This window comes from Flavobacterium sp. MR2016-29 (assembly GCF_015350695.1).
In the GTDB taxonomy this organism is placed as follows: Bacteria; Bacteroidota; Bacteroidia; order Flavobacteriales; family Flavobacteriaceae; genus Flavobacterium.
Genome location: NZ_JADKPU010000003.1, coordinates 237,293 through 250,467, shown reverse-complemented (window position 1 = coordinate 250,467; position 13,175 = coordinate 237,293). Strand labels below are relative to the sequence as shown.

Genomic DNA, 13,175 nt, shown 5'->3' with positions numbered 1-13,175 from the left:
GTCTTAGATTAAAGCCCTTAAATCTACAAGCATATGATGCGTTCAAAAAATAAAATGCATTTTGAGATATCAGAACGAAAAGTACTCCTTTTTGCTTTTGATGCTGTCTTCGTATTCTCTGCCTTGTATGTTCTAAATTTATTTTTAGATTATCACTATTTTACATTTGGAATTAAAACAATATATCGACCAATAATACTGGTTGGGTATTTATATGTTTTTGGGACAATTTTTGAAATGTATAATCTACAAGTGGCAAGCAACCAGCTTCAGATACTTAGAAGTGTAGTTCTTTCTGTCTCCACCACAATTTTAGTTTACCTGCTTACACCTGTTTTATCACCAGAACTGCCAAAACACCGATTGGTAATCTTGATTTTTTATTTTACAGTATTAATTGTAATACTTCTTTGGCGTTTCTTCTATGCTTTATTTTTGGCATCTCAGCGTTTTTCTCAAAATGTAGTTTTAATATGCGATCAGGATCAGGTGGAAGAATTAGTTCTTGGACTTGAAAGTGTAGATCCGCATTATAAAATTATTGGCTTTGTAAACTCAGATTCAATTTCTGAAGAAAAGGCCGGTTTTCATTATGTGAAAGAGATTAGTAAGGATGATTTAGAAACTTTTGTATCCCATAATAATGTTTCTGAAATCGTAATTGCCTCACAAAATACGGATGGAATTACAGCTGATTTATATCAGCAGCTGCTTCATCTATTAGAATCTGGAAATGTTATTCGAGAGTATACACAGGTTTACGAAAGTAAAACACAGCGTATCCCAGTGCATTATATAGCGCGTGACTTTTATCGCTTTTTTCCTTTTAGCCGTAGTAATAATAATAAATTATACCTGTTTTTGATACGATTTATAGAGTGTGTTTTTTCTATTATCGGACTTCTTTTTTGTGTTGTTTTTATTCCATTAATTTTTATCGGAAACCTTATTGCTAATAAAGGGAGTTTGTTTTATACACAGGAACGCGTGGGTAAAAATGGAATTATTTTTAAGATATATAAGTTTAGAACAATGGTCAAAAACTCAGATGTTAATGGTGCATTTGCAACTTCAAATGATCAGAGAGTAACTCCATTTGGAAGATTTATGCGTAAATCAAGAATAGACGAATTGCCTCAGTTTTTTAATGTTTTAATAGGCGATATGGCGGTTATTGGACCAAGACCTGAACGTCCATTTTTTGTTAAAGAAATTGCACAAATAATGCCTTTCTACGAAACAAGACATGTTATTAAGCCAGGACTTACGGGCTGGGCGCAGGTTAACTATTCGTATGGAGAATCTATAGATGAGAGTTTGATGAAACTTCAGTACGACTTATATTACATCAAACATCGAAGTGTTTTTCTAGATTTAAGTATTACTTTCAAAACGATTACTACTGTTTTATTTTATCGCGGACAGTAATTTTTATATAATAATCGGAATACGTTTTTTGTTTCTAATCGCTACTCTTACTAAAACAAATCCGCTTGTAATGATCATTGGCAACATAATCAAGAAATGTGCCTTGTTAAGGATGAAAAGTGCATAAACTACCAGAAAAATTAAATGTAAAACGGCAAATCTATAGGTCCATCTTTTATTTTTAGCGATTGATAGAAAAATCAATATCAACAAAAGCGGACTAAATAAAAGCACGTTATAATTCATCGCCAGTTCATGGTGAAATGAATAAAACCCAACTACAACAAAAAATATTCCCATTAAAGACAAAATTAAAAGATAGATTTTGTCGACTACTTTGTTGTGCGCTAAAACAACAAATCCCAGTATAAAAATATAAGTGTAAACGTTATTCCACCACGAAGTAGGTGTTTCTTTTGCAAAACTTAATAATGTTTTGCTTTCAGCAACTAAAGGATGATTTTGAAAAGTAGTTTTTTCTAAGCTGTTTTTCAATTCAAAAGGCAGGAATATCTTGGTACCCAATTGATCTACTTTAGTTCCAAAAATAATGCTTGTTCCCAATTTATCATAAAAATGCCCATCAAAATAAGGAAATAAAATCGATCGATACGTGATATCAGTGTCACCTTTTTTAGTAATTACATTTCCGCCCAACGTTTTATTGATAATATCAACGACCATCGACGTGCAATTTTTATCAATAAATTTATAAGTATAGAAACGATCTTCAGAAAGGAGAGTAGTATTTAAATTGTCAAAAAGTTTTTGTTTTGATTCTTGCGGAATAAGTAATTCTTGTTCAAAAACACTTCTTTTTTCATAATTATATTCATTCATAAAATCACCAAATGGATGTACGACTACAAAATACTGCAAATCGCCTTTTGCAAATTTTGCTACAAAATTTGGCGTTGAAAAGTCAAAAGCGCCATAATTGTAAACAAGATCAATATTATTTGCTGAATCTGAAACTCGAATCGCTGTGTGGCCAAAATAAGAATAGGTTTCATTACCAAGTCCGCAAGTAATAACACTTATTTTTGAATCTTTTGACAAAGGTACGCTTTGGCTAAAACCAATAAAACTTAGTAATAATAGTAAACTAAAAAGTGTTTTTTTGAAAATGACATTTTTCATGATTTAAAATTTTAAGAAGTTGAATGGTTGTAAATTTTATCTAAAGATACCTAAATCTACTTTTAAAGAAAAAATATTAGAGTATAAAGCTGTACTTTGATTTCCTAAGTCAGTCAAAGCATAATCTACCTGAATGCCTTTGTACTTAAAACCTAATCCAATATTGGGTTGGAAATTGATCTTTTCAGTATTGTCAAGCTGTGTTACATTCTGAAAATTTCCCGCGCCGGCTCTCAAGAAAACAAGATCCGTATAGCCAAATTCAAAACCTACTGCAGGATCGATACTCACCACTTTTGATGAAACAATATCATTGGTCTGTTCAAAACGCATATTTAAATTTGTAGCGACTAAAAGACTGTAATCATTATGAAAATCAAATTTTTTAGAAACTCCTAATTGTGCTTTTGGCAAAGTGATTTCGGTACTTTCAGGCAATTCGTTATTTTCTCCTGGAATGGCATTGGCAATTTTCGCATATTCTGCTTCATCAATATTCCAGACATTATAAGTCGTTGTAATGTCGCGAAGCATTAAGCCAAATTTCCAGTCGTTTCGCTCAAACTGCAATCCAACATCAAAACCAAAACCCCAAGAATTCGCAAATTTACCTATAATTCGGCGGATAATTTTTGCATTTACTCCATATTGAAATCCTTCAACAGGCAGTTTTCTAGCATAAGAAAATGTAAAACCATAATCTGCAGTTGAAAAAAGACTGATTCGGTTATAATCAATATTGCCTTGGCTGTCGATTAATTGCGTGGTATCCATAATATCATCGACTCCAAATCGAATCATCGAAATTCCCCAAGCACTTCGATCGTCAATCGGACTTGCATATCCAATATAATCGTACTGCGCAATATTAGCAAAATAATTGGCGTGCATTAAGGAAATTTGGTGGTCTTCAAGATGAGTTAAACCCGCTGGATTCCAGTAAACTGCGTTGACATCATTAGTCGAAGCGACAACTGCACTCGACATTCCTAATGCGGCAGCGTCAACCCCAATATTCATAAACTCATTCGAATATTTTCGAACAGTTTGTGCATATTGTAGTGTGCAGCTCCAAAATAATAAAAACGCAAGGATTTTCTTCAACGGATATTTTTTTGCAGAACAAAGTCTGTTTTAATTTTTATCAAAAATATAATATTTTACGCATCTAATTTATTCCTTTTGAGAAATATTGCGAAACTCAAAATTTCAAATAAAAAACTCTTATAAAAACGCCTTTTGCTTAAGGTTATTATGCTAAATTTGTTCCTTATCATTATCAAAATTTATAAAAGATGAATATTAAAAAGCACATTCCTAATTTAATCACATTAATTAATCTTTTTTGTGGATGTATTGCCATTGTTTTTATTTCTGAAGCCAAATATGAAATGGCCTTTTATATGGTTTGTTTAGGAATCTTTTTTGATTTTTTTGATGGATTTTTTGCTCGATTATTCAAAGTTTCAAGTCCGCTTGGGCTGCAATTGGATTCTTTAGCAGATATGGTAACCAGCGGTGTTGCACCAGGTTATGTCATGTACAGTATGTTTGCAAATAGCGGTCATCAGTTAGGCACAAGTCCGTTAATTCCTTTTTTAGGTTTTATAATTACTATAGGATCTTGTTACAGACTGGCTAATTTTAATATTGATACACGCCAAACCGATTCATTTATTGGATTGCCAACTCCTGCAAATGCCCTTTTTATTATTAGCTTGCAGTTAGTACTGGATATGTATTCAGAGTCGTCGCTTTTTATTCTTGAACTATTTACCAATCAATGGGTTTTACTGGTTATCACGCTGTTCAGTGCTTATATTTTGAATGCTGAAATTCCTTTATTTTCTTTAAAATTCAAAAAATTTAATTTTAAAGATAATATGATACAAATCGTATTTTTGATTCTGTCCCTTGGTTTGATTGTGTTGTTTCAATTTGGTGCAGTTCCTTTAATTATCATTTTTTACGTTTTGTTGTCTGTTGTAAATAATATGTTTTTGAAAAAGTAGTTTTATTCGAATGGCAAGAAAAACGACACGACGAACTTCTTATTCTCGAAAATCGCAACCCGCTAAATCGGCTTTCAGTAAAGTGGTTCGCTTTATTGTATATTCTTTTTTAGTACTGCTTTTATTTGGAACAATTTATCATTATCGTGCAGGTTTAGCATATTATCTCGGATTTAAATCTGACAAAGTTTTAGAAGAAGATGAGGTTGATAAACACCTTTCTGATGTTCGAAATATTCAAGTTTTAGAAAACCATAAAGGAAAAGTAATTGGAATTGACGTGTCTGAATTTCAAGGAAACGTTGATTGGGAAGATATTGAAATTTTAGAGGAAAAATATCCCGTGCAATTTGTCTTTATACGCGCAACAGCAGGAAACGATCGTGTTGACAGACAATTTAAGCAAAATTGGAAAGGCGCTAAAGAAAATAAAATCATGCGCGGGGCTTACCATTATTACCGCCCGAACGAGAATTCTATCGAACAGGCCAATCTTTTTATTAAAACCGTAAAATTACAAAAAGGCGATTTGCCTCCAGTTTTAGATATTGAAAGATTGCCGAAAAATCAGCCTTTAGATAGTTTAAAGAAAGGTTTGAAACGCTGGCTGAACAAAGTCGAAGAACATTATAAAGTTCGTCCGATAATTTATACAGGCGAACGCTATTATGGCGATTTTCTAAAAGAAGAATTTTCAGAATATTTATTTTGGATTGCCAACTACAATTTCTACAGAGAAAAAATTGAAGACGATTGGCTTTTTTGGCAATTTACAGAAAAAGCTTCTTTACCCGGAATTAAACACAGAGTTGATGTGAATATCTACAACGGCGATTTAGAACAGCTGCAGTTTATTACGGTTGAGTGAGTTTTTAGTATTCAGTCTCGGTTTTCAGTTTACAGTTTTTTACTGAGACTGAAAACCGAGACTGAAAACTTTTCCTTAAAACTCCAATTTCTTCTTACGAAGTTCAAAGTTTTGCCCAAGATAAACACGGCGAACCATTTCATCTTCTACCAATTCTTCTGGAACTCCAGCTTTCAGGATTCCTCCTTCAAACATTAAATAGGTTTTATCGGTAATGGCTAAGGTTTCCTGAACGTTGTGATCCGTAATTAGAATTCCGATATTTTTATTTTTTAACTGAGCAACAATTCTCTGAATATCTTCAACCGCAACCGGGTCAACTCCAGCAAAAGGCTCATCTAATAAAATAAATTTAGGATCTGTTGCCAATGCGCGTGCGATTTCAGTACGACGGCGTTCTCCTCCGGAAAGCAAATCGCCTCGATTCGTGCGAATATGTTCTAAGCTGAACTCTTCAATTAAGCTTTCCATTTTTGCAATCTGTTCTTCTTTAGAAAGTTTAGTCAATTGCAAAACGCTTAAAATATTATCTTCAATGCTTAATTTTCTAAAAACCGAAGCTTCCTGTGCCAAATAACCAATTCCTTGTTGAGCACGTTTGTACATCGGATAATCAGTAATATTCAAATCATCAAGATAAATGTTTCCTTGATTTGGTTTTACTAATCCAACAATCATGTAAAAAGAAGTTGTTTTTCCTGCACCATTTGGTCCCAAAAGCCCAACAATTTCTCCTTGATTTACTTCAACAGAAATTCCTTTTACAACACTGCGTCCTTTGTATGTTTTGATTAAATTATCGGCTCGTAGCTTCATTTTTTAATTAGATAATATGTTTAATTAAGATAATGTGTCAATTTGATAATTAGAAAATGTTCTGTATAGTGAATCATAGAACTTATCTTATATCTTTAGAAGGGCAAAATAAGTTAAAATAAGTCAATCAATTAAAGGAATTAACATATCCTATTGAAATTATCTAATTGACTAATTATCTCATTCTCTAATTAGAAGCTTCCTCTTCAAGAGCTTCCCAGAATTCGTAAGCTCTTCTTAAATGTGGTACTACAATTGTTCCGCCTACAAGAGTTGCGATTCCCATTGCTTCCATCATTTCTTCTTTTGTAACGCCTTCTTTGTGGCTGGTTTCCAAGTGGTATTTTACGCAGTCATCACAACGTAAAACTGCAGAAGCTACCAATCCTAAAAGTTCTTTTGTTTTAACATCAAGAGCTCCAGCTGCGTATGCGTTTGTGTCAAGATTAAAAATTCGCTTTACAATTTTATTATTGTCAGCTAATAATTTTTCGTTCATTTTAGAACGGTAGTCGTTAAATTCTTTTACAATATCAGACATTTTCTTTCAATTTATTTTTATAAACAACCCTTGAGATAAGGATACTCACTTCGTAGATAATCAGCATTGGTATTGCTACAATTGTCTGGCTTACTACATCTGGAGGAGTTACGATTGCGGCAATAATTAGAATAATTATTACGGCATATTTCCAATATTTTCTTAAGAAAACAGGTGTTACTAATCCTAGTTTAGTTAAGAAATAAATGATGATTGGCAATTCAAAAAACAGTCCGCTGGCCAAGATACTTGTTTTAACCATTCCCATATAAGAATCTAATGTGAATTGATTTTTTACAACATCACTGACAGAGAAAGTTGCGACGAAATTTACAGACATCGGAATTACAACATAATAGCCAAATAAAACACCTAAGAAGAATAAAAGAGAAGAAGTGAAAATAAAAACTTTTGCATTTTTTCTTTCTTTCTCATATAAAGCAGGGCTGATAAACTTCCAAAGTTCCCATAAAATATAAGGAAAACTCAAGATAAAACCAGCTAAAAGGCACATCCAAACGAAGATATTTACCTGACCTTCCATTTCTGTATTCTGAATAATAAAATTCAATTCAGTAATACAAATACTTTCAGCGAAACCCAATTGATGTGATAGGTCGCAAAACCAAACATAAGTAAAAAAAGTAGGCCGTGTTGGGCCTAAAATCACTTCATCAAATAAATAATCACTAATAAAATAAGTAACAAATGCCATAATGCATATTGCAATTGTACTTCTAACTAACAACCATCTTAATTCTTCAAGATGGTCTAAAAATGACATCTCGCCAAGGTTTTTTTTTGCCATTATACGATTCCTTCTTTTAAAATGTCATGTAAATGTAATACTCCTTTGTACTCGCCGTTGTCAGCCACAATAAGCTGTGTTATTGAAAAATCTTCTAAAATATTTAAGGCATCAACCGCCATAGTTTCAGAAGATACTAATTTAGGATTTTTTGACATAATATCTTTTGCAGTTAAGTTCGCAATAGTATCTACGTCGTTTAGCATTCTTCGGATGTCTCCGTCTGTAATAATTCCGATAATTTTATTGTCTTCGATTACGGCTGTTACGCCCAATCTTTTTTCTGATATCTCAAAAATAGCTTTTTTGATTGAAGTATCCGGCGTAACCATTGGTTTTAACGAATGTTCAATCATATCTTTTACGCGAAGTAATAGTTTTTTTCCTAAAGCACCGCCCGGATGATAAACTGCAAAATCTTCGGGTTTAAAATCACGCATTTCCATCAAACAAACTGCAAGAGCATCACCCATAACAAGTTGCGCTGTTGTACTGTTTGTTGGAGCTAAATTTATAGGGCAGGCTTCCATGTCAACAGTAGTGTTCAAAACGTAATCTGAACCTTTAGCTAAAGAGGAAGTTATATTTCCTGTAATGGCAATTAAAATGTTTCCAAAACGTTTTAATAACGGAACTAAAACTTTGATTTCAGGACTGTTGCCGCTTTTTGAAATACAGATAATGATGTCTTCTTTTTGAATCATTCCTAAGTCGCCATGAATGGCTTCTGAGGCGTGCAAAAACATGGATGGTGTGCCTGTTGAGTTAAAAGTGGCTACCATTTTTTGAGCAATGATCGCGCTTTTTCCGATGCCGGTAACGATCAAACGACCTTTGGTTTCGTAAATGCGCTGGGTTGCTTCGTAGAAATTTTCGTCCAGAAAATCAATTAGTTTTGTAATTGCTTCACTTTCAGATAGTATGGTTTTTTTGGCGATCGCCAATATATTTTCTTTTGTGATCAAAACAGAATATTTAAAATTTGTATGTATAAAAGAAAGTTGTATCTTTATGTGTTGCAAATTTATACAAAATATCCATTAATATAAAGAATGAATTCAAACGAAATTGAAATACACAAGGAATTAAAGAAGTATTTCGGCTTTAGCCAATTTAAGGGCTTGCAAGAACAAGTCATTACGAGTATCTTAGGTAAGGGGAATACTTTTGTAATTATGCCAACTGGCGGTGGAAAGTCTCTTTGTTATCAATTGCCCGCTTTAATTCAGGACGGAACAGCTATTGTTGTTTCTCCGCTGATTGCTTTGATGAAAAATCAGGTCGATGCAATTCGAAGCCTTTCTTCAGAAAACGGAATTGCACATGTTTTAAATTCCTCTCTTACAAAAACAGAAATTGCCCAAGTAAAAAAAGATATTACTTCTGGTTTGACTAAACTTTTATATGTGGCGCCAGAATCTTTAACAAAAGAAGAATACGTTGCTTTTTTGCAAAGCGTGCCAATCTCTTTTGTGGCTATTGATGAAGCGCATTGTATTTCAGAATGGGGGCATGATTTTAGGCCGGAGTATAGAAATCTGAAAAATATTATAAAACAATTAGGTAAAGTACCAATTATTGGACTTACCGCAACTGCAACCCCAAAAGTTCAGGAAGATATTCTGAAAAATCTAGATATGTCTGATGCAAATACTTTTAAAGCATCATTCAACAGACCGAACTTGTACTACGAAGTTCGCACAAAAACGAAAAATATTGAGTCGGATATCATTCGATTTATCAAACAACATAAAGGCAAATCTGGAATTATTTATTGCTTAAGCCGTAAAAAAGTAGAGTCAATTGCCGAAGTTTTACAAGTTAACGGAATTAGCGCTGTTCCTTATCACGCAGGTTTAGATGCCAAAACGCGCGCCAAACATCAGGATATGTTTTTGATGGAAGATGTAGATGTTGTGGTCGCAACAATCGCCTTTGGAATGGGAATTGACAAGCCAGATGTTCGTTTTGTAATTCACCATGATATTCCAAAATCACTAGAAAGCTATTATCAAGAAACGGGTCGTGCCGGACGTGATGGAGGAGAAGGACATTGCCTTGCTTATTACTCTTATAAAGATGTAGAAAAGCTGGAAAAATTTATGTCTGGAAAACCAGTGGCTGAACAGGAAATTGGTTTTGCTCTTTTGCAGGAAGTTGTGGCTTACGCCGAAACCTCAATGTCGCGCAGAAAGTTCTTATTGCATTATTTTGGTGAAGAATTTGACAGCGAAACGGGCGAAGGTGCTGATATGGATGATAATGTTCGTAATCCTAAAAATAAGGTTGAAGCGCAGGATCAAGTTGTGAAATTGCTCGAAATTGTTCGCGATACCAAACATATTTACAAATCAAAAGAAATTGTGTTTACTTTAATAGGTCGTGTAAATGCAGTTATTAAAGCGCACAAAACAGATACACAATCGTTTTTTGGATCAGGTTCAGATCATGACGAAAAGTATTGGATGGCTTTGCTTCGACAAGTTCTTGTGGCAGGTTATCTATCTAAAGATATTGAAACGTATGGAGTTGTAAAAATCACGAAAGAAGGTTTGGACTTTATTAAAAATCCAGTTTCATTTACAATGTCTGAAGATCATGAATACAATGAATCTGAAGATGAGGCAATTGTAACAGCATCAAAATCATCAGGAACTGCTGATGAAGTTTTAATGGGAATGTTACGTGAACTTCGTAAAAAAGTAGCTAAAAAACTCGGAGTTCCTCCGTTTGTAGTTTTTCAAGATCCTTCTCTTGAAGACATGGCTTTAAAATATCCGATTACCTTAACGGAATTATTTAATATTCATGGTGTTGGTGAAGGAAAAGCTAAAAAATACGGTGGAGAATTTGTAGAATTAATCAATCGTTACGTAGAAGATAATGATATTATCCGCCCAGATGATTTAGTAGTAAAATCTACTGGAGTAAACTCTGCCAATAAACTTTATATTATTCAGAATATTGATAGAAAACTTCCTCTAAGTGATATCGCTTCGGCAAAAGGTCTTACGATGGATGCTTTGATTAAAGAAATGGAACAGATTGTTTACGCTGGAACCAAATTGAATATCAAATATTGGGTTGATGATATGCTCGATGATGATCAGCAAGAAGAAATTCACGATTATTTCATGGAATCAGAATCAGATAAAATCGAAGATGCTCTTAAAGAATTCGATGGCGATTATGATATTGATGAATTGCGATTGATGAGAATTAAATTTATTAGTGAAGTAGCTAACTAGTTATAAGTTAAATGTGAGATGTAAAATGTATTTTTCGATACATACATCTCACATTTTCATTTCACATCTTACTCAGAATAAACTTCCCCTCGATGCGGTTTCAAAGCATCTCTTACCTGAATCATATTTTCATCGGTAACCACCATAAAAGCAATTGCCTGCATGTCGTTTATGATGTTAAAACCCGTAATATTCAACGGAAGTTTTTTTATGACGATATATTCTTTCAAATGAATTTCATGATGCTCCGCAGTTTTTGCCGAAGCCGGACCACGAAAATCCCAAATCAGTTTTATTTTTCTAGACATTTTTTTTTCTAAAGATTCTAAGGTTCTAAGTTGCAAAGGTACAAAGTCTCTTTTGAAAATGGATTTTATATTATTTATTCGTCTAACTGTTCTTTAAACGAAATCTTTAATCTAAATAATCTGTGGTTAAATAGATAAAAGTTGCTACATAATTAACCGCAAAGTGCGCTAAGATTTAATTTTACCTTACGTATAGAAAATACAAAGCACGCAAAGCTTTTGTTGATTTAACCTTGCGAACTTTATGTTTTAATAAAACCATAACTTAAAAAATCTTTGCGCACTTTGCGGTTAATTATATAAAGTCATTTCAAAATAGTATTTTTGCATGTTCTTTTCATAGAAAGAAAAGCTAATTGAATAAATAAAATAAAATGCCAAGAGAACTTTTACTTCAGGTAACGCCAGAAATAGCGGCAAACGAATTGTTGCTTAAAGATTATTTGTCTAAACAAATTAAAGTTTCTCTACAGGAAATACAACATATTTCTATTTTAAAACGATCTATTGATGCGCGTCAAAAAGCGATAAAAATCAATTTGAAAGTTATTATATATTTAAAAGGAGAACAATTTCAGGAAAATAAAATAGAACTTCCTAATTATAAAGATGTTTCTTCGTCTCAGGAAGTGATTGTGGTTGGTGCAGGACCAGCCGGACTTTTTGCAGCTTTACAATTAATCGAATTAGGCTTAAAGCCAATTGTAATTGAACGCGGAAAAGACGTTCGCGGGCGCCGACGTGACTTAAAAGCGATCAACGTTGATCATTTAGTAAACGAAGATTCTAATTATTGTTTTGGAGAAGGCGGAGCAGGAACCTATTCTGACGGAAAATTATATACGCGTTCTAAAAAACGTGGCGATGTAACTCGAATTTTAGAACTTTTAGTTGCTTTTGGTGCTTCAGAAGATATTTTGATTGAAGCGCATCCGCACATCGGAACAAATAAACTGCCAAAAATCATTGAAGATATTCGAAATAAAATCATCGAATTTGGCGGTCAGGTTTTGTTTGATACACGCGTGACTGATATTTTAGTTAAGAATAATGAAGTCGAAGGAATCGTTACTCAAAACGGAGACAAGATTCTTTCTAATAAATTGATATTAGCAACGGGACATTCTGCTCGTGATATTTTTGAATTATTAGATAAAAAGAAAATTTTTATTGAAGCGAAACCTTTTGCTTTGGGCGTTCGTGCAGAGCATTCACAAGAACTGATCGACAGTATTCAATACAGTTGTGATTATCGTGGCGAACATTTGCCACCAGCGCCATATTCTATTGTAAAACAAGTTAATGGCCGCGGAATGTATTCGTTTTGTATGTGTCCGGGTGGTGTAATCGCGCCTTGTGCAACAAGTCCGGGCGAAGTAGTTACAAACGGCTGGTCACCATCAAAAAGAGATCAGGCAACCGCAAATTCTGGAATTGTGATCGAATTGAAATTGGAAGATTTTAAACCTTTTGCAAAATTTGGTGCCTTGGCCGGAATGGAATTACAAAAAAGTATTGAACAAAAAGCATGGCATTTAGCGGGACAAACTCAAAAAGTTCCGGCACAACGAATGATCGATTTTACCCAGAATAAAGTATCAGCAGATATTCCAAAAACTTCGTATGTTCCGGGAACAACTTCGGTTGAAATGGGGCAGGTTTTTCCTGGATTTTTATCTCAGATTTTACGCGAAGGTTTTAAAGAATTCGGAAAATCAATGCGCGGTTATTTAACTAACGAAGCGATTTTACACGCTCCGGAAAGCAGAACTTCATCTCCAGTTAGAATTCCGAGAGATCCTATCACTTATGAGCATTTACAAATAAAAGGTTTATATCCGTGTGGAGAAGGAGCGGGTTACGCCGGTGGAATCATTTCTGCGGCAATCGATGGTGAAAAATGCGCTTTGATGATTGCTGAGACTTTGAAATAATCTAAAATCGCAACTTTTTATTAATTGGAATATGTTATATTTAATTTAAAAAATTAATCCGGTAATATACTC

General features: G+C 33.7%; 12 protein-coding genes. 5 read left to right on the top strand and 7 right to left on the bottom strand.

The features are described 5' to 3' along the window. Nucleotides 1-36: 36 nt before the first annotated feature. Complete coding sequence (locus IR010_RS09920; protein WP_194603699.1) at nucleotides 37-1,428, top strand: sugar transferase; 1,392 nt, start codon at nucleotides 37-39, stop codon at nucleotides 1,426-1,428. 3 nt (nucleotides 1,429-1,431) lie between these two features. Here IR010_RS09920 and IR010_RS09915 read toward each other — a convergent pair whose 3' ends face one another. Next, nucleotides 1,432-2,568 carry a DUF4105 domain-containing protein gene (locus tag IR010_RS09915; RefSeq protein ID WP_194603388.1) on the bottom strand — a complete coding sequence of 379 codons (1,137 nt, stop codon included), beginning with the start codon at nucleotides 2,566-2,568 and terminating at the stop codon, nucleotides 1,432-1,434. Between the two features lie 36 nt (nucleotides 2,569-2,604). Further along, on the bottom strand, nucleotides 2,605-3,588 hold the full coding sequence (locus IR010_RS09910; RefSeq protein WP_029272151.1) for a PorV/PorQ family protein: 984 nt from the start codon (nucleotides 3,586-3,588) through the stop codon (nucleotides 2,605-2,607). 275 nt (nucleotides 3,589-3,863) lie between these two features. Here IR010_RS09910 and IR010_RS09905 point away from each other — a divergent pair, with 275 nt between their 5' ends. After that, nucleotides 3,864-4,580: a CDP-alcohol phosphatidyltransferase family protein gene (locus tag IR010_RS09905; RefSeq protein WP_194603385.1), complete on the top strand. Its 717-nt coding sequence runs from the start codon at nucleotides 3,864-3,866 to the stop codon at nucleotides 4,578-4,580. A gap of 10 nt (nucleotides 4,581-4,590) precedes the next feature. After that, the gene (locus tag IR010_RS09900) at nucleotides 4,591-5,448 is read left to right on the top strand and encodes a glycoside hydrolase family 25 protein (protein ID WP_029272153.1); all 858 of its coding nucleotides are present in this window, start codon (nucleotides 4,591-4,593) and stop codon (nucleotides 5,446-5,448) included. A gap of 75 nt (nucleotides 5,449-5,523) precedes the next feature. On the opposite strand, the gene lptB is transcribed toward IR010_RS09900, so the two are convergent. From lptB to IR010_RS09880, 4 genes are all read right to left on the bottom strand, one after another. Then, nucleotides 5,524-6,264 carry an LPS export ABC transporter ATP-binding protein gene (lptB, locus tag IR010_RS09895; protein WP_029272155.1) on the bottom strand — a complete coding sequence of 247 codons (741 nt, stop codon included), beginning with the start codon at nucleotides 6,262-6,264 and terminating at the stop codon, nucleotides 5,524-5,526. 187 nt (nucleotides 6,265-6,451) lie between these two features. Beyond that, complete coding sequence (locus tag IR010_RS09890; protein ID WP_029272156.1) at nucleotides 6,452-6,805, bottom strand: carboxymuconolactone decarboxylase family protein; 354 nt, start codon at nucleotides 6,803-6,805, stop codon at nucleotides 6,452-6,454. Continuing rightward, the gene (gene tatC, locus IR010_RS09885; protein WP_029272157.1) at nucleotides 6,798-7,613 is read right to left on the bottom strand and encodes a twin-arginine translocase subunit TatC; all 816 of its coding nucleotides are present in this window, start codon (nucleotides 7,611-7,613) and stop codon (nucleotides 6,798-6,800) included. The genes IR010_RS09890 and tatC overlap by 8 nt, the downstream gene beginning before the upstream one ends. Next, complete coding sequence (locus tag IR010_RS09880; RefSeq protein WP_194568600.1) at nucleotides 7,613-8,578, bottom strand: SIS domain-containing protein; 966 nt, start codon at nucleotides 8,576-8,578, stop codon at nucleotides 7,613-7,615. The genes tatC and IR010_RS09880 overlap by 1 nt, the downstream gene beginning before the upstream one ends. 87 nt (nucleotides 8,579-8,665) lie before the next feature. Here IR010_RS09880 and recQ point away from each other — a divergent pair, with 87 nt between their 5' ends. Further along, nucleotides 8,666-10,861 carry a DNA helicase RecQ gene (gene recQ, locus IR010_RS09875; RefSeq protein WP_029272159.1) on the top strand — a complete coding sequence of 732 codons (2,196 nt, stop codon included), beginning with the start codon at nucleotides 8,666-8,668 and terminating at the stop codon, nucleotides 10,859-10,861. A 68-nt stretch (nucleotides 10,862-10,929) separates the two neighbouring features. Here recQ and IR010_RS09870 read toward each other — a convergent pair whose 3' ends face one another. Then, nucleotides 10,930-11,169, bottom strand: coding sequence for a hypothetical protein (locus tag IR010_RS09870; RefSeq protein WP_194603382.1), 240 nt, complete (start codon nucleotides 11,167-11,169; stop codon nucleotides 10,930-10,932). Between the two features lie 374 nt (nucleotides 11,170-11,543). On the opposite strand from IR010_RS09870, the gene IR010_RS09865 reads away from it, so the two are divergent. Beyond that, nucleotides 11,544-13,103 carry an NAD(P)/FAD-dependent oxidoreductase gene (locus IR010_RS09865; RefSeq protein ID WP_194603379.1) on the top strand — a complete coding sequence of 520 codons (1,560 nt, stop codon included), beginning with the start codon at nucleotides 11,544-11,546 and terminating at the stop codon, nucleotides 13,101-13,103. Nucleotides 13,104-13,175: the final 72 nt, after the last annotated feature.